Annotated in this window: 14 protein-coding genes; 9 read left to right on the top strand and 5 right to left on the bottom strand. The window is 63.5% G+C overall.

Annotation, left to right across the window (positions count from 1 at the left end):
* Positions 1–90: 90 nt before the first annotated feature.
* The 3 genes from XH92_RS28465 to XH92_RS28455 all read left to right on the top strand — a co-directional run bounded on the left by XH92_RS28465 (position 91) and on the right by XH92_RS28455 (position 4,368).
* Complete coding sequence (locus tag XH92_RS28465) at positions 91–1,092, top strand: thioesterase domain-containing protein (RefSeq protein ID WP_194455075.1); 1,002 nt, start codon at positions 91–93, stop codon at positions 1,090–1,092.
* A 42-nt stretch (positions 1,093–1,134) separates the two neighbouring features.
* Positions 1,135–3,111, top strand: coding sequence for an amino acid adenylation domain-containing protein (locus XH92_RS28460; protein WP_194455074.1), 1,977 nt, complete (start codon positions 1,135–1,137; stop codon positions 3,109–3,111).
* An 84-nt stretch (positions 3,112–3,195) separates the two neighbouring features.
* Positions 3,196–4,368: an acyl-CoA dehydrogenase family protein gene (locus XH92_RS28455; RefSeq protein WP_246787685.1), complete on the top strand. Its 1,173-nt coding sequence runs from the start codon at positions 3,196–3,198 to the stop codon at positions 4,366–4,368.
* 151 nt (positions 4,369–4,519) lie between these two features.
* On the opposite strand, the gene XH92_RS28450 is transcribed toward XH92_RS28455, so the two are convergent.
* Positions 4,520–4,753 carry a hypothetical protein gene (locus XH92_RS28450; protein ID WP_194455073.1) on the bottom strand — a complete coding sequence of 78 codons (234 nt, stop codon included), beginning with the start codon at positions 4,751–4,753 and terminating at the stop codon, positions 4,520–4,522.
* Positions 4,754–5,305: 552 nt separating this feature from the next.
* On the opposite strand from XH92_RS28450, the gene XH92_RS28445 reads away from it, so the two are divergent.
* Genes XH92_RS28445 through XH92_RS28425 form a run of 5 tightly spaced genes read left to right on the top strand, consistent with a single transcriptional unit; the run spans position 5,306 to position 10,455 of the window.
* Positions 5,306–6,256 carry a PDR/VanB family oxidoreductase gene (locus XH92_RS28445; RefSeq protein WP_194455072.1) on the top strand — a complete coding sequence of 317 codons (951 nt, stop codon included), beginning with the start codon at positions 5,306–5,308 and terminating at the stop codon, positions 6,254–6,256.
* 18 nt (positions 6,257–6,274) lie between these two features.
* Complete coding sequence (locus XH92_RS28440) at positions 6,275–7,627, top strand: aromatic ring-hydroxylating dioxygenase subunit alpha (protein ID WP_194455071.1); 1,353 nt, start codon at positions 6,275–6,277, stop codon at positions 7,625–7,627.
* A complete protein-coding gene (locus tag XH92_RS28435; RefSeq protein ID WP_194455070.1) occupies positions 7,624–8,100 on the top strand; it encodes an aromatic-ring-hydroxylating dioxygenase subunit beta in 477 nt (158 codons plus the stop codon). Before XH92_RS28440 ends, XH92_RS28435 begins: the two co-directional genes overlap by 4 nt.
* Positions 8,101–8,107: 7 nt before the next feature.
* Positions 8,108–9,724 carry an ATP-dependent acyl-CoA ligase gene (locus XH92_RS28430; protein ID WP_194455069.1) on the top strand — a complete coding sequence of 539 codons (1,617 nt, stop codon included), beginning with the start codon at positions 8,108–8,110 and terminating at the stop codon, positions 9,722–9,724.
* A gap of 2 nt (positions 9,725–9,726) precedes the next feature.
* Complete coding sequence (locus XH92_RS28425; protein ID WP_194455068.1) at positions 9,727–10,455, top strand: SDR family NAD(P)-dependent oxidoreductase; 729 nt, start codon at positions 9,727–9,729, stop codon at positions 10,453–10,455.
* Positions 10,456–10,464: 9 nt separating this feature from the next.
* Here the strand turns inward: XH92_RS28425 and XH92_RS28420 are convergent, their stop codons facing one another.
* The 4 genes from XH92_RS28420 to XH92_RS28405 are packed head-to-tail and all read right to left on the bottom strand — an operon-like array spanning position 10,465 to position 15,190.
* A complete protein-coding gene (locus XH92_RS28420) occupies positions 10,465–10,947 on the bottom strand; it encodes a MarR family winged helix-turn-helix transcriptional regulator (RefSeq protein WP_194455067.1) in 483 nt (160 codons plus the stop codon).
* Complete coding sequence (locus XH92_RS28415; RefSeq protein WP_246787671.1) at positions 10,947–11,444, bottom strand: MarR family winged helix-turn-helix transcriptional regulator; 498 nt, start codon at positions 11,442–11,444, stop codon at positions 10,947–10,949. The genes XH92_RS28420 and XH92_RS28415 overlap by 1 nt, the downstream gene beginning before the upstream one ends.
* Positions 11,441–13,006, bottom strand: coding sequence for an indolepyruvate oxidoreductase subunit beta family protein (locus XH92_RS28410; RefSeq protein WP_194455066.1), 1,566 nt, complete (start codon positions 13,004–13,006; stop codon positions 11,441–11,443). Before XH92_RS28410 ends, XH92_RS28415 begins: the two co-directional genes overlap by 4 nt.
* 24 nt (positions 13,007–13,030) lie before the next feature.
* Positions 13,031–15,190 (bottom strand): indolepyruvate ferredoxin oxidoreductase subunit alpha, encoded by a 2,160-nt coding sequence (locus XH92_RS28405; RefSeq protein ID WP_194455065.1) that lies wholly within the window; start codon positions 15,188–15,190, stop codon positions 13,031–13,033.
* A gap of 117 nt (positions 15,191–15,307) precedes the next feature.
* On the opposite strand from XH92_RS28405, the gene XH92_RS28400 reads away from it, so the two are divergent.
* On the top strand, positions 15,308–16,336 hold the full coding sequence (locus tag XH92_RS28400) for a carbon-nitrogen hydrolase family protein (RefSeq protein WP_194455064.1): 1,029 nt from the start codon (positions 15,308–15,310) through the stop codon (positions 16,334–16,336).
* The last annotated feature ends 168 nt before the right edge of the window (positions 16,337–16,504 follow it).

Below are 16,504 nucleotides of genomic sequence, written 5' to 3'. Positions count from 1 at the left end.
AGCCGGTCTGTTAGAAGGCACGCAAGTTCATTCCGAGCCGCGCTTGTTTGAGATACCTCGCGGTCGCAGTCGAGAACACGGGAATAGCCTATGCAAGCGCAGGTGACGCAGTTTTCGGAACTGCTCGCAGACCTCGCGGTCAAGGACATCAAGGTCTGGGTCGAGGGCGATCGGCTCCGGTGCAGCGCACCGGCCGGCGCAATGACGGCGGAGCTTCGCGATCAATTGCAGGGGAGAAAGGGTGAGATCATCGCCTTTCTGAACATGGCCACCGCCGCGGCCACGCAACAGCCTGCAATCATTCCCCTGCAGTCGCGAGGGACACGCACACCCATTTTCGCCGTGCCAGGTCATGTCGGAGCACCTTTTTCATTCTCGGACCTGTCGAAGCACCTGGGCGCCGATCAACCGTTCTACGCACTTCAACCGCCTGGCTTCGACGGGCAGAGCGAGCCGATGGACCGGGTCGAGGATATCGCCGAGTACTTCGCTGGCCAGATCGTTCAGGTTCAACCGGTCGGTCCGTACATCATCGCTGGATACTGCTCCGGCGGTCCAACAGCCTTCGAACTGGCCAAAATCCTCACAAGACGAGGAGCGGACGTTCCATGCGTCGCTCTCTTTGGTCCTCTTCACCCCGCTACCCATCAGGAATTGCTGCGTCTGCTGTACTTCACGGCCTGGGGGACGATCCGATCGGTCCGGAGATCGATGGCGAAGTTACCGACATTTGGCGCTCGTCTCCGATATCTCGTCAGTCGCCTTCGCGAGCGCGCCTTCATGACCCTCGGCCGCAAGGAACCTGTGACGACAGATCCGGTGCTGGTCAGCAGAGCTCTGCTCAAATCCACGGCGATGGCGGCATTTCGGCGGTACACTCCGAGTCCGTACTCGGGCCGCGTGTGTATATTCCTTCCGAACAAGGCCTGGCTGCGATCGGGCGCAGCACCTCATCGATGGCGGCTCGTGGCGCCCGATGCCGAATTCTATTTCGGCCCCGAGGACTGCGACGAAGTCTCCATGCTGGAAGAGCCTGACGCACCTGCCATCGCAGAACTCTATCTCCAGGCGACCCAGAAGCTCAGAGATTGACACGATCCAATTTTTCTAACGTCCCGGACGGGAGCGCATTCGATGAATGAAGTCCTACCTATCGTAGCAGAGAGCGTGGCGCTGCCGCCGCTGAAAAATGCCGATCATCAGGCGCTCGTCGTTGAGTACAACGCCACGGCGGCGCGCTACCCCTCGGAAAGGACAATCATCGATCTTTTCGCCGATCAGGTGATGCTCAGTCCAGATGCTGAAGCGATCCGCTTTGGCGATGCAATGCTGACGTATCGGCAACTCGACGAGCGTTCCAACCAGATGGCCGCGCATCTGGGCTCAAAGGGCGTGGGCCCGGGTCGGATCATCGTTGTCTTCATGGAACACTCCATCGAAGTCGTTGTCGCGATCCTGGGCGTTCTCAAAACCGGCGCAGCCTATGTGCCGATTGATGCGGCGACGCCGAAAGGGCGCATTGCGACAATCCTGAAAGACATTTCCAACGGGACCGGTGGGCACTTGCCGGTGGCGATCACTCAGGCGCGTCTGCAATCCGTCATCCCGCCGGACCTTGCCGACATTTTCGTGCTCGATGCCGATTTCGGCTCGATTCTGAATCAGCCGACTTCGGCGCGACCGTCCGCCGCCAAGCCGGACGGCGTCGCCTACATCATCTTCACTTCGGGCTCGACCGGCACCCCCAAGGGCGTCGAGATCGAGCACCGCAGCCTCGTGAATTACATCTGGTGGGCCGCGCGGGTGTACAGTTCCGGCCAGCCTCTCGCTTGGCCACTTTTCTCATCGCTTGCCTTCGACCTGACCGTCACGACGCTCTTCGCGCCACTCATCACGGGCGGCCGGATCGTGGTCTATCTTGGTGATCCGGGGGTGAAGAACATGGTCGTGCTCAAGGTGGTCGACGACAATGCCGTCGATATCATCAAACTGACACCGGCGCATCTCGCGATGATCCGCGACCGCAATCTTGAGGCCACGAGACTGCGTAAGTTCATTGTGGGCGGCGAGGACTTCAAGACCGAACTGGCTCGCGACATCACGAAAGCCATCCTCCATCCTATCGAGATCTACAACGAGTATGGACCAACCGAAGCCACGGTAGGCTGCATGATTCATCGATTTGACGTAGATCAAGATCAATCCGCATCGGTGCCGATTGGCGTTCCGGCCGCTAATGCGGGAATTTACGTCCTCAGCAAGGAATATCAGCCGACCGGCCCCAATGTCGTCGGTGAGATGTTCATCGCAGGCGATGGGCTTGCGAGAGGTTATTTCAATCGCCCCGACCTGACCGAGGAGCGGTTCCGCACGGCGACGGATCCCCGAGATGGCTTTTCGAGGCTGCGGCTGTACAAGACGGGCGATCTGGCCCGCTGGAACTCGGAAGGGCGCTTGGAATTTCTCGGCCGCGCCGATCATCAGGTGAAGGTTGGTGGCACGCGTGTCGAGCTGGGCGAGATCGAAGCGCGGCTTCTCAAGCAGCCCCACGTTCAGGAATGCGCGGTCGTGGCCATTCCCATTCCGCTCGGAAATGCTGAAGAAGGCGCTATCACGCGGCTCGTCGCATACTATGTCTCCTCGAAACCTCTGAGCGTGGCGGAGCTACGCGCCCACCTCGCCGAAGAACTCCTGGAGTCCATGATTCCGGCGCACTACGTCTGCCTCGAACGGATGCCGCTCACGTCCAACGGCAAGATCGACCGAGCCTCGCTTCCCGAGCCGACGGCGGGCAGCATTCAGCCGGCACACGAGTTCGCCGCCCCGTCGACAGAGACCGAGAAGACCTTGGCTGCCTTGTGGTGCAATCTCCTCAAGCTCAAGTCGATCGGACGTCACGACAACTTCTTCGACCTGGGCGGGGAGTCGCTCCTGGTCGTGAGAGCGGTGGCGCGCATGCGAAAGGTCTTCGGCGTCGACGTGCAGCTTCGCAACCTGTTCGAGCGGCCGACCGTGGCCGAACTGGCGGAAGTGATCGACGGGATGCGCTGGGTGGCCGATTCCAAAACTGCTTCGCTCTCGGGCGGACCGCGAGAGGAAATCGAACTTTAGTCTATCGGAAGGGGCCGCAATTGTCTCAAGGGCGCCGACACGATCTGGATCTTGAGTGTTGAACTCATAGCGGAGCGGATGAGAATGATGGACAATGCTTGGGCGGCGTCAGAAGGGGCGGAGCTGCCTTGGGCTGCGGCGGAATATGAGCTCTTACGGGACCAGGTCCGCCGCTTTGTCGAGGAGGAAATCAAGCCCTGTGCAGATCGCTGGGAAGAGGAGGGGAGCGTTCCGCGTTCGGTTCTGCGTCGCATGGGCGAACTTGGCTTCTTCGGCATCCGCTATCCGGCCGAGTACGGTGGCGCCGAGATGGACGCGGTCGCATCGACGGTCTTCGCAGAGGAACTCGGGCGCTCCACCTATGGCGGCGCCGCAGATGCAATGCTGGTCCACGCCGAGATGGCTTCCAGCTATATCTTCCACGACGGGACCAAATCCCAACGCGATCGATGGATGCCTGGTATTGTGAGCGGCGAAGTGATCACCGCGATCGCCATCACGGAGCCGGATGCGGGCTCGGACGTGAAGGCTATCCGCACGCGCGCGCGCAGAGACGGCGACTCCTACGTGCTCGATGGTACGAAACTATACATCACTAACGGCGTCTGCGCAGATCTCTACTGTGTTGCGGCCAAGACTGATCCTGCGGCAGGGAGCAACGGGATCACGATGTTCCTCGTCGAGAAGGGCACGCCAGGCTTCGGCGTGGCTCGCGAACTGGACAAGCTCGGCTGGCGCTCTTCCGATACGGCCGAACTTGTCTTCGACGGTTGCCGCATTCCTGCCGAGAACGTGCTCGGCGCGGAGGGACAAGGCTTCTACTCCATCATGCGCAACTTGCAGAACGAGCGCCTTATTCTCGCCGCCATGGCGATAGGGATGGCCGAGGCGGCGATCGATATGACCCTCACTTACGTGAAGACGCGCCGCGCATTCGGGGGCGTCCTTTGGGACATGCAGGCGATCCGTCAACGTCTTGCGATGCTTTCTGCGAAGGTGGAAGCAAATCGCTCGTTTCTGTATGCCACCGCTTGGCGCATGACAGCGGACGACGACTGCATGCGCGAGATCTCGATGTTGAAGGCTATCTGTGGCGAACTCGTCAACGAGGTGGCGTATGCGTGCGTGCAGTTCCACGGCGCCATGGGCGTCATGCGGGAGAGCCCGATCGAGCGGATAGCGCGCGACGCCCGCGTGCTCTCCATTGCCGGCGGCGCGACGGAAGTGATGCTGGACGTGGTCGCGTCGATGTCGTGAGCCTGCTGCACAAGATTGACAAATCTAGACCGACGGCTGGGTTTCCGTAATTGACGACGATCGCACTGCCTACGATTTGGCTTCAGATCCGGCGGGCGTCTGGCCGATTGCTCGGCCTTGATATCCGAGGCGGCGTCCGCGGCATGGGGTCCTAAATGTTGCCGAGCCACTGGCCGATTTCTCTCGATCCGACGACCCGTTTTGGCTGATGCGGGTTGATTGTTCCGGCCGACAGGCTCTTGACTCTCCGGTCCTGCGCCAGCGTCCTGGTGAACTGCTTTGCTTCCTGTTCGGATTTGAAGGTCGCTGTCCTTCGCGCATGCCTATCGGGTGGAGCGTCGCGTTGATCAACGAAGGAGACGTACCAGATGTGGTTTTGCATCATGTGGCGACCTCCGAGATTGGACCCTGGTGCGAAAACAGGGCTCTGCCAACCTAAGCGAGTTGGTGGCCGGGTTCACGGATAAGGAAGGAAAATACGGCTTCCGTTCAAGGTGTCCCTAGGGTCTTTCTAAGTAATTCTTCTGAGCAGCAGGTTTCAGGCTGCCCGGTTTAAGATGATTTGAGGTGTGATTGACTCCGGCCTCCACGTTGATGGCCCTTTTTCATTCTCCAGACCACAAGGCCGGCGGCCGTCCACGACGTGCCGCGAGGCGTCGGCACGCAAGGTCTATCGCGATGTTGCGAGGCGTCTTGCCGGCGATGCACTCGGCGAAAAAAGGCGGCGCACGCCTCGGCCTCGATGATCTCTAATTCGCTCGGGTTGACGATGGCGGTGGCAATGCTCGGCCGCTGGCGTGGCGCCGGTCGCGGATCGGCTTTTCAAGCCGCGCGCCGTGGCGGCAGGATCGGGATCCGCAACCGCCCAGACTCACGATTGACAGGCAATTATTACATGTATAAAAATATGCAAATTCATATAATATGAGATGCCCGAATGGACGCGCATCCGCTCAAGCTCAAGGTGCAGTCGATCGTTGCGGAGACATCGGTCATTCGCAGCGTCGTGTTCGGCGTGGAGGGCGGTGCCGTGCCGGAATGGCAAGCGGGTGCGCATGTTCGCGTGCTGCTGCCGGGCGGAGGCGACCGGCCGTATTCCCTGATGGCGTTGCCGGATCTGCCCGAGGGCGCCGTGGCGTTGGGGGTGCTGCGCGAGGAGGCGTCAGCCGGGGGCTCGCAGTTCATGCACGCCCTTCAGGTCGGCGACGTCGTCAGCGCGACCGCGCCGGTCAACAATTTCGGCCTTCATGCCGGTGCCGCGCCGGCGGTGCTGTTTGCCGGCGGCATCGGCGTCACGCCGATCCTGTCGATGGCGGCGGTGCTGAAGGCGCAGGGCACGCCGTTTCGCCTGCACTATGCCGGACGAATGCCCGGGCTGCTGGCGTTCCTGCCGCAGTTGCAGGCAATCTGTTCGGAAGGTTTGACGGTTCACTACGACAGCGATGAGTCCCGCCTCGATATCGCGGCGGCGCTTGGCGCGGCGCCCGCGGGCGCCCACGTCTATGTCTGCGGGCCTGCCGGCATGATCGACGCGGTGAAGGCCGGGGCGCTCGCCAGGGGCATCCCGGCGGACCGCATCCATTTCGAGCTGTTCAAGGCAGAGCCGGCCGGCTCCCCGAACCAGCCGTTCGAGGTCGAGCTCAGATCGACCGGGCAGGTCATCACGGTCGCGACCGATCAGAGCATCATCCAGGCGCTGGAAGCGGCGGGGCTCGATGTGCTCTATGACTGCCAGCGCGGTGATTGCGGCATCTGTCAGTGCGGCGTGATCGCCGGCGTGCCCGATCATCGTGACGTCATTCTCAGCGACGACGAGAGGGCGTCCAACAAGGTCATGCAGATCTGCGTGTCGCGTGCGAAGTCGGACCGGCTGGTGTTGGATCTCTGAGAGGAGGCAAGAGGCGCCATGGCGAAATACGGAAAGAATCCCCGCGCGATCGGCGCCCTTGTGCGCGACGCGGAGGTGCATCGCGACGTCTATGTCGATCCCGAGATCTTCGAGCTCGAGATGCAGCATCTGTTTCCCAACAGCTGGATCTATGTCGGGCATGCCAGCCAGTTGTCGAAACCAGGCGATTTCATCACCGCCAATATCGGCCGGCAGCCGGTGGTGGCGAGCCGCCATAGCGACGGCTCGATCCACCTGTTCTACAACCGCTGTCCGCACAAGGGCGTCAAGATCGCCTCCGAGCCGTGCGGCAATACCGGAAAGTTCTTCCGCTGCCCCTATCACGCCTGGTCGTTCAAGACCGACGGCTCGCTGCTCGCGATCCCGCTGAAGAAGGGCTACGAGGGCACCGGATTCACCGACACCCAGGCGAGCGACGGGCTGTCGCGGATCAGGAATGTCGTCGTCTACCGCGATTTCATCTTCGCGCGCCTCAGCGAAACCGGCGTCGGCTTCGAGGACTATTTCGGCGAAAGCCTCTCGACCATCGACAACATGGCCGACCGCTCGCCCGAGGGGAAGCTCGCCGTCGAGGCCGCGCCGATCCGCTACATGCACACCTGCAACTGGAAGATGCTGGTCGAGAACCAGACCGACACCTGCCATCCCATGGTGGCGCACGAGAGCTCGGCCGGCACCGCCATCAAGGTCTGGCAACGCGAACAGGGCGACTCCAAGGAGACGCCGATGGCGGTGCAGCTCTATGGTCCCTTCATGAGCCCGTACGAGTTCTACGAGCAGAGCGGCATCCGGATCTGGCCGAACGGCCATGGCCACACCGGCGTCGCCAATTCCATCCACTCGAACTATTCGGACGTCGAGGGCTATCTTGGCCGGATGGTCGCAGCCTATGGCGAGAAGCGGGCTCACGAGATACTGGGAGAAGTCCGGCACAACACGGTCTATTTCCCGAACATCATGGTGAAGGGCGCGGTGCAGATCCTGCGCAATTTCATCCCGATCGCGGTCGACCGGACGCTGGTCGAAAGCTGGGTCTATCGTCTGGTCGGCGCGCCCGACAAGCTCTACGAGCGGGCGCTGATGTACAATCGCTTCATCAACGCGCCGACCTCGATCGTCGGGCACGACGATCTCGAAATGTATGAGCGGGCCCAGGAAGGTCTGAAGACGAACGGCAATCAGTGGGTCAACCTGCGCCGGCTCTACGAGAGCAACGAAGAGCATGACGTCACCGCGGTCATCAACGGCACGTCGGAGCGCCAGATGCGCAACCAGTTTCATGCCTGGGCCAAATACATGACCATGGACATGGATCAGGACATGGACCAGCCCGGCGAGGCCGCGGAATGATCAGCGAAAAGACCATCACCGATTTCGTCTATCGGGAAGCCGATCTGCTCGACACGATGCAATGGCAGGCGTGGCTCGACCTGTTCCACCCCGAAGGGCGCTACTGGATGCCGCTGGAATGGCAGCAGCAGGATCCGGTGCTCCAGCCGTCGCTGATGTACGAGGATCTGCTCTTGATGAAAGTGCGCATCGAGCGGCTGGCCGGCGAACGCACCTTCAGCCAGAAGCCGAAGAGCCGCTGCCATCATTTGCTTCAGGCGCCGCAGATCCTGGCCTGCGATCCGGCAGCCGGCGCATTCAAGGCGCGGACCTCCTTTATCTACACCGAGACGCGCGGCGACACGCTGGAACGCTTTTCGGGATGGGCGTCGCACGATCTGGTTCAAATCGGCGACGACCTCAAGATCAAGCTCAAGCGCATCGATCTCGTGAATTTCGACGCGCCGTTCGGCAATATCCAGCTCTTCATGTGAGTGCGCCTTGACCACAGCGACCACCGTCTACGCCCGCTTCCGCGAGACTGCCCTCGACCGGGGCGAAGCCGGCTTTCTCAATGTGCTGCCCGAGACGGCCGACATCTACGGCATCGCGGCCGGGGAGATCTCGTACCGTGCCATGCGCGAACGCGTCGAGCGCTGGCGCACGGCATTCGCAGACCGCGGTTACGGCCGTGGCCATCGGGTCGGGCTGCTGCTGCAGAACAGGCCGGTGTTCGTCGAGCTGTGGTTCGCGCTGAACGCGCTCGGTGTGTCCGTGGTGCCGATCAACCCGGACTTGCGGGTCAGCGAGCTCGAATACATCATCGCGCATTCCGAGATGAATGCCGCGTTCGTGCTCGCCAAGCGACGCGACGAGGTCGAGACCGCGGCGCGGCAGGCCGGCCGGCCGATTCCCGTGGTGACCGAGAACGACGAGATTCCAGCCCCGTTCGGCGGCACGCGGCCGGCGAACCCCGGCGACGGCGCCAGCGAATGCGCGCTGCTCTACACCTCGGGGACGACAGGCCAGCCCAAGGGCTGCGTGCTGACCAACACCTACTTCCTGTATTCCGGAGACTGGTATCGCGACGTCGGCGGGTTGATCGATCTCCGGAAAGACGGCGAGCGCATGATCACGCCGCTGCCGCTGTTTCACATGAACGCGATGGCGGTGTCGCTGATGGCGATGCTGTCGGTCGGCGGCAGCCTGACGATGCTCGATCGCTTCCATCCGCGCAGCTGGTGGCAATCGGTGCGCGACAGCCGGGCGACCTGCCTGCATTATCTCGGCGTCATGCCCTCGATGCTGATGGGCGCGCCGCCGACGGAAGAAGACCGCGCGCACACCGTGCGGTTCGGCTTCGGCGCCGGCGTCGACAGGCTGCTGCACGCGCCGTTCGAGCAGCGCTTCGGCTTTCCGCTGCTCGAGGCCTGGGCGATGACCGAGACCGGAAGCGGCGGCGTGATCGCCGCCAATGTCGAGCCGCGCAAGATCGGCACCAGCTGTTTCGGCCGTCCGGCACCCGAGGTCGAGGTTCGGATCATTGGCGATGGCGGCAACGATGCGCCGGTGGGAACGCCGGGCGAGCTGTTGGTGCGGCGGGCAGGGGATGATCCCCGCTTCGGCTTCTTCAGCGAGTACCTGAAGAACCCTGAAGCGACTGCCGAGGCCTGGAAGGACGGATGGCTCCATACCGGCGATATCGTGTCGCGCGATGCCGATGGCGACCTTCATTTTGTCGATCGCAAGAAGAACGTGATTCGCCGCTCCGGCGAGAACATCGCCGCGGTCGAGGTCGAATCCGTCCTCAACCGCCATGGCGCGATCCGGCAGGCCGCGGTCGCGGCAACGCCCGATCAGCTGCGCGGCGACGAGGTCGCGGCGGTCATCATCGCCGAGACGCCGGGGGCGGACCGCGCGCTCGCCGAGGACATCGTGCGCTGGAGTCTTGAGCAGATGGCCTATTACAAGGCGCCAGGCTGGATCTGCTTCGTCGAAAAACTGCCGCTGACCGCGACCGAGAAGATCCAGCGCGGCGGACTGAAGGACTTCGTCGCGCAGCTGATGCGCGACGGCGCGTTCTTCGATTGTCGCGACCTCAAGCGGCGGCAGGAGTGATCATGAGCCAGACCCGCACCACACTCATCACCGGAGGCAATTCCGGCATCGGCGAGGCGTTGGCGAAGAAGCTCGTCGGCGAGGGACAGCGGGTCGTCTCGGTCGGGCTCGAGAAGCCGGGCTGGACGCACGACCTGCTCACCGCCTATCGCGCGGACCTGACCGACATCGCGGAGACAAGGGCCATTGCCGAGGAGATCTGCCGGGATCATGCGGTCGATTGCCTCGTGCACAATGCCGGAATCATCCTGCCGAATTTGCTGGCCGATGCGAAGCCGGAAGACATCCTGACGCTGGCGCAGCTGCACTTGGGCGCACCGATGCTGCTGACCCAGGCAGCGATGGAAGGAATGCGGTCGCGGCGGTTCGGCCGGATCGTGTTCGTGAGCTCGCGCGCCGCGATGGGCGCGGCGACGCGCTCGGCCTATTCCGCGACCAAGGCCGGCGTGCACGGCATGGCGCGGACATGGGCGCTGGAGCTGGCGTCGAGCGGCATCACGGTGAACGTGGTCGCACCGGGCCCGATCCTGACCGACAATTTCTGGGGCATCGTCCCGAAGGGGTCCGAGCAGCAGGAGAAGATGGCGCGCAACGTTCCGGTCGGGCGGCTCGGCACACGCGAGGACGTGGCGCACGCGATCGGTTTCTTCCTCGACGAGCGCTCGGACTTCGTGACCGGACAGGTGCTCTACGTCTGCGGCGGCACCAGCCTTGCCGGCCTCAGTCCATGATCGCGGCGATCAGATCTGGTTCTGGCGGATGTTCTCGACCATCTTGGCCAGCACGCGGGCGCACACCTCGATCTCGTCGGGATCGATGCCGACGGTCAGCCGGTCGTAATTGTTCTCCATGATCGGCCAGATCTTGCGCAGTAGCGCTTCGCCGTCCGCCGTCAATCCGACGACGCGGCGGCGCTGGTCTTCTTCCGCGATCTCGCGCTTGACGAGACCCGATGACACCATCGACTCGACCATGCGGCTCGCGGTCGACTGCTCGGTGACGGCGAGAACGGCGATCTCGTTGACGGTCAGGGTCTTGTAGATGAACAGCACCGACAAGGTCCGGAACACGACGTTGTTGATGTTGTGCTCGCTGAGATCGCGGTTCTGATCCAGGTTCCAGCGATTGGCGAGCCGGTTGAAGAGATAGGGAATATAGCTTTGCAGCTGGTCCCGCGTCCGCGGCGGACCGGATTTCCATTTGCTCCTGGAGTCTTTGGCCATTACTTCCTGCGACCTTGCTTCTTGCTTTCGCTGCCGAGTTTCGAGGAGAGCGACCGCAACACCGACAGTGCGGTCTCCAGCTCCCGGGCGGGGATCGTTTCAAGCCGTTCGCTGAGGTGCCTCTTGTGCACGTCGGCGGCCTTCCTGAACAGTGCTTCGCCCTTTGGCGTCAGGCGCACGATGAACGACCGGCGGTCCTCGCTCGACATCTCCTTGCTGATGAGGTCGTCGGCCAGCAGGCGCTGCACCAGGCCCGAGACGTTGCCGCCGGACACTTTCAGGTTCTGCGACAGCTGCCCGAGCGCCAGTCCGTCCCGGTAACGGTCGAGCTGAGCCAGCACGTCGAACTTGGCCAGCGACAAGCCGAATTCCGAGCTCAGCATCGAATTCAGCGACGCAAAGAGTTCTCCATGCAGCGACAGCAGTTGCAGCCAAAGCCGGGTTTCGATCTGCCCGAACGGGGGAACGGTGCTTTCCTTGAGCGCGGCCGGCATCATGCAAAACTCTTGATGGTCTGGATCACGCCGTCGAGCTCGTTGCCCGCGCTGTCCTTCAGCGCGGCTTCGCGCAGCCGGCGCGCCCAGTCGGCGGCATCGTCGCGCTGGGCGACCAGCTTGATCGCAGCCAGCGTCTTGTCGAATTTCGACAGGCCGCGGCTGTGAGTGTCGGAATAGCCTTTGACAAGGCGCCGGCATTGCAGGATCTCGACGCCCAGCCGATAGTTCGATCGTACTGCTTCTGTCGCGGCCTTGAGCCATTCGTCCCGATGAGCCGTCTCGATCGCGTGACGCAGCGAGCGGCGACGCATGCCGCGAAGTCCGCCGACCGTATAGAGTGCGAGGAACCAGGGCAGCGAGTAGGTTCGTATCCGGCGTCCTCTGTTGACGCGGCGATCGAGCCAGCCGAGCAGGCGCGGCCTGGCTTCAAGCCAGCGGCCAAAGCCCACCGGGAGCATGCCCATCACCTCTTCCATGCGGGGATGCATGAACTCGGTGGTCTGCAGCACCTGGCCCTCGGACAATTCGAGCTCGCCCTCGATCCGCGCGCGGCGGCCGGATCTGGTCTTGAGGTCGGCAACGCGAATAACGTCATCATAGGTCATGGCATTGGCGAGATATTTTGCGGCGGCCTGGGTGAAGGCAAAGTTTCGTTCGGCGCCACTGGCGCTGCGATCGGCGGCGTTGAGCTTGCCGAGGATGTCGAGATATTCGCCGCCATAGGCGACGTCCTGGAAATCAACCACCTTCTTCAGCCCGGCGCGGCCGATGGCATGCACGGTCTCCGGCAGCTCCTGCGTCAGTCGCGCGGCGAGGCCGGCAAGACGCGGATCCAGTGCAGCCGGAGCGGGGGCGGTGCCTGCCGCCTCCGGTTGCGACGGCGTCGCCGGGTCCGGCGATTTCGACTGCGCCCGGTCGAACGCCGCCTCGAACGCGCGGACGCTGGCCTGCGCGCCCTTGTCGCCGGCGCGGATGACGTCGAGATAGCTCTCGCGGCTGAAGCTGAGCACGCCGGCGCCCGCCAGTGCGCCGAACATCGCGGCCGAGATGACGCTTCCCTTGGCGATCGCCAGCGCGTTCATGTCGAAGATGATCTCGGTCTTGGCGGCAATTCCGATGGCACCGGTCACCGCGCCCCCGTCGGCGATGCCGTTGCCCGGCGCGATCTTCTCGCCGATTGCGAACGTCCGGTGATTGGATGCGATCAGCGTGGTGCGGTCCGGTGTCACCAGGCCGCGCAGGATCGAGCGGCCGGCTTCCATGAACTCCGCCGCCATCACCACGTCGACGTCGCCCGGCGTCGGCATCAGCGACAGGATCGGCTTGCGGCCGTCGAGCGGCGGCATCGCCTCGATGTAGTAGATCGTGGCGCCGGTGCGCTGGGCGACGCCGGGCACCGAGGTCGACTGTGCGACCCAGCCATGGTTCTCGGCGAGCTGGACGATCCAGTCGGTGAGGACGCCGCCGCCCTGACCACCCATCGCGACGATCGCGATCGAGATCGGCCGCTCGGTCGCGTCACCCGCGGCAGGGAGTGCCAGCTGGACCGTTTCGTCTCTCATGCCAAAGCTCTCATGCCCAAGCTCTCATGCCAAAGCCTCGAGCGCCGGACGCCGGCGATCACGCCGCCGTTGCAGCCAGCCGATCACGGCCATGGCGACCTTCGACTTGAACCTGTCCCAGCCGGTCGGATTGTGAATGACGTCGGCGCGATAGAACGAGGGACACAGCACGGCGGCATCCGCCACCTCGCCGCAATTGCCGCAGCCGACGCAGGAATTGTCGATCGCCGCGACGGGATCGTCGCGCAGGGGATCGTCGAGCTGCTTGACCGAGAGCGACGGGCAGCCGGAGAGGCGGATGCAGGCGTGGTCGCCGGTGCAGACGTCCTCATCGACGCCGAAGCGTTCCTTCACGGTGCGAACGCCGTCCTTGATCGCCTTGCTGATCTGCGGCTTCACACGGCGCTGCTTGTTCAACATGCATTCGGAGGAGGCGACGATGACCTTGGGGCCTTGCTCCGTGGTCGTCAGCGCCTCCTTCAACGTGTCGCGCATCTTCCCGACATCGTAGGTGCGGTCGATCTGCCGGACCCATTGCCCGCCGATGCCCTTCACGGCCTGCACGATCGAGTTGTTGGTGTTTCGCCGCTTGCTGATCGCGCGCGACGACAGGATGTCCTGACCGCCGGTCGCCGAGGTGTAGTAATTGTCGACGATGACGAACACGCCGTCGTGCTTGTTGAAGACGGCGTTGCCGATGCCGCTGGTCAGCCCGTTGTGCCAGAAGCCGCCGTCACCCATCACCGCGATCGAGCGCTTGTCGGCCTTGACGTTGAAGGCTGAGGTCGAGGCCGGGCCGAGACCAAAACCCATCGTCGTCGCGCCGATGTTGAAGGGCGGCAGGATCGAGAACAGGTGACAGCCGATGTCGGCGGAGACGTGGTGCTCGCCGAGCTCGCTCTCGACGAGCTTCATGGCGGCGAAGATCGGGCGCTCCGGACAGCCGGTGCAAAGCCCGGGCGGCCGCGCCGGCACCGCGTGCTTCAGCTTCTCGATCTCGGGACGGCTGAGCACGGCGCTTGCGTCCGGCGCCGGCGGCCGGTTGCCGAGCAGCCGCGGCTCGGTCTTTTCGATGAACTCGCGCACGCCGCCGAGCAGCACCTGCGCGGTGTAGTCGCCGCCCATCGGCAGCACGTCCTTGCCGTGGACCCGCGCCTGGATATCCCGGCGCCGCAGCACCGTGTTGATCGCCTGCTCCAGATATTCCGGCTGGCCTTCCTCGACGATCAGGATGGCGTCCTTGTCGAGGCAGAACTCGGCGACCTCGGTGTCGATCACGGGGTAGGTGACGTTCATGACATAGAGCGGGATCTGGGTGTTGCCATAGGCATCCGACAGCCCGAGATATTGCAGCGCGCGGATGACGTTATTGTACATGCCGCCCTGCATGATGATGCCGACCTTGCCCTGCTTCGGCCCCATCCATTCGTTCAACCTGTTGTCCCGGATGAAGTTGATCGCCGCAGGCATTCGCGTCCTGATCTTCTCCTGCTCGTGCTCATAGGCCGCCGGCGGCAGCACGATGCGGCCGACGTCGCGCTTCGGGTTGTTCAGGGCGTCCTTGATGGTGTGCGCCGGCCTGACATTGTCCTTGCAGGCAAAGCTGCCGTGCATGTGACAGGCGCGGACGCGCACTTCCAGCATGACGGGGGTGTTGGAGACTTCCGAGAGTTCAAAACCCTTCTCGATCAGATTGACGATGCACTCATGGTCGGGCCGCGGATCGAGCAGCCAGATCTGCGATTTCATCGCAAAGGCGTGGGTGCGCTCCTGCATGATCGAGGAGCCTTCGCCGTAATCCTCGCCGACGATGATCATGGTGCCGCCGGTGACGCCGCCGGAGGCGAGATTGGCGAGCGCGTCGGAGGCGACATTGGTGCCGACCGTCGACTTCCACGCCACCGCGCCGCGCAGCGGATACATCACGGAGGCCGACAGCATCGCCGCCGCTGCCGCTTCATTGGCGGAGCTCTGGAACACGACGCCGAGATCGTCGAGCACATCCTTGGCGTCGGCCAGCACGTCCATCAGGTGCGAGATCGGCGAGCCCTGATAGCCGCCGACATAGGCGACGCCGGATTGCAGGAGTGCCTTGGTGATGGCGAGGATGCCTTCGCCGCGGAAGGTGTCGCCGTCGCCGAGCCGGAGATCCTCGACCTCACGCGCAAAAGACCGTTCAGCCATTGCACCCTCCAGAAATATGCTATAGCATACGTTTACATGTAAAGTAAGTCAAACGCTGCGCCACGCCATGGGCTTTGCTCCAGGCGGCGATTATGAGCCGGCGACAGGGTAGGGCCAATGCTGAAGCTGCCGCGCTTTCGAGCCGCCGCCGTCCAGGCTTCTCCTGTCTATCTCGACGCGACCGCGACCGCCGACAAGGCGGCCTCACTGGTGCGTGAGGCGGCGGCGAACGGCGCGCGGCTGGTCGCGTTCCCCGAAGTCTTCGTGCCCGGCTATCCCTATTGGAACTGGATCACCGATCCCGTCACCGGAAGCGCCTGGTTCGAAAAGCTCGTCAAGGCATCGGTGCTGGTGCCGGGTCCCGAGATCGACATCGTCCGCAAGGCGGCGCGCGATAGCGCCTGCTACGTCGTGCTTGGCGTCAACGAGCGCAGCCCGGTGTCGCTCGGCGCGATCTACAACACGCTGGTGTTCATCGGCCCGGACGGGACGCTGCTCGGCAAGCACCGCAAGCTGGTGCCGACCTGGGCGGAGAAGTTGACCTGGACCGGCGGCGACGGGTCGAGCCTGCGCGTCTATGACACCGAGATCGGGCGCCTCGGCGGGCTCGCCTGCGGCGAGAACACCAACACGCTCGCGCGCTTCGCGCTGCTCGGGCAGGGCGAGCTGGTTCACGTCGCAAGCTACATCTCGCTGCCCGTCGCGCCGCCGGATTACGACATGGCGGAGGCGATCAAGTTACGTGCCATCGCCCATTCCTTCGAGGGAAAGATCTTCACGATCGTTTCGTGCTCGACCGTGTCGGAGGAGATCATTGCGGCGATGCAGACCGTCGTTCCCGACGCGCGGGCGCGCCTGCAGCGGAAGTCGAGCGCATTCTCCGGCGTGATCGGACCGGACGGCCGTCTCGTCGGCGCGCCGCTGATCGACGATGAAGGCATCGTCTATGCCGATATCGACCTCGAACGCTGCATTCAGCCGAAGCAGATGCACGACATCGTCGGGCATTACAACCGGTTCGATATCTTCGATCTGCGGGTCAATCGCCGTCCGCAGGCACCGCTCGGCCTTGCGGACGACGAACGCCCGGCGACCGATGCCGCGGAGCAGGCGAGCTTCGTCTCAATTCCAGGCAGGACGGAATGATGGGACTCGAAGCGCGATCCCTCATCATCACCGTCGTCCTGCCTTTCGCCAAGACGACGATGGTACGCAAGGCACCCACAGCTGTCATCGCCCGGCTCGACCGGGCGATCCAGTACGCCGCGGCCTCTCGGCTCAAGCACAGTCGTCTCTGGAATACTGGATCACCCG

The organism is Bradyrhizobium sp. CCBAU 53421, from assembly GCF_015291625.1.
In the GTDB taxonomy this organism is placed as follows: domain Bacteria; phylum Pseudomonadota; class Alphaproteobacteria; order Rhizobiales; family Xanthobacteraceae; genus Bradyrhizobium.
The sequence above is the reverse complement of the archived record's forward strand: the minus strand, read 5'-3'. Positions and strand labels throughout refer to the sequence as shown.

Coding starts and splice junctions, on each gene's coding strand:
- XH92_RS28400 (WP_194455064.1), top strand. CDS start 15,308: ATGCTGAAGCTGCCGCGCTTTCGAGCCGCCGCCGTCCAGGCTTCTCCT.
- XH92_RS28445 (WP_194455072.1), top strand. CDS start 5,306: ATGGACGCGCATCCGCTCAAGCTCAAGGTGCAGTCGATCGTTGCGGAG.
- XH92_RS28435 (WP_194455070.1), top strand. CDS start 7,624: ATGATCAGCGAAAAGACCATCACCGATTTCGTCTATCGGGAAGCCGAT.
- XH92_RS28460 (WP_194455074.1), top strand. CDS start 1,135: ATGAATGAAGTCCTACCTATCGTAGCAGAGAGCGTGGCGCTGCCGCCG.
- XH92_RS28450 (WP_194455073.1), bottom strand. CDS start 4,753: ATGATGCAAAACCACATCTGGTACGTCTCCTTCGTTGATCAACGCGAC.
- XH92_RS28465 (WP_194455075.1), top strand. CDS start 91: ATGCAAGCGCAGGTGACGCAGTTTTCGGAACTGCTCGCAGACCTCGCG.
- XH92_RS28440 (WP_194455071.1), top strand. CDS start 6,275: ATGGCGAAATACGGAAAGAATCCCCGCGCGATCGGCGCCCTTGTGCGC.
- XH92_RS28425 (WP_194455068.1), top strand. CDS start 9,727: ATGAGCCAGACCCGCACCACACTCATCACCGGAGGCAATTCCGGCATC.
- XH92_RS28410 (WP_194455066.1), bottom strand. CDS start 13,006: ATGAGAGACGAAACGGTCCAGCTGGCACTCCCTGCCGCGGGTGACGCG.
- XH92_RS28415 (WP_246787671.1), bottom strand. CDS start 11,444: ATGATGCCGGCCGCGCTCAAGGAAAGCACCGTTCCCCCGTTCGGGCAG.
- XH92_RS28455 (WP_246787685.1), top strand. CDS start 3,196: ATGATGGACAATGCTTGGGCGGCGTCAGAAGGGGCGGAGCTGCCTTGG.
- XH92_RS28420 (WP_194455067.1), bottom strand. CDS start 10,947: ATGGCCAAAGACTCCAGGAGCAAATGGAAATCCGGTCCGCCGCGGACG.
- XH92_RS28405 (WP_194455065.1), bottom strand. CDS start 15,190: ATGGCTGAACGGTCTTTTGCGCGTGAGGTCGAGGATCTCCGGCTCGGC.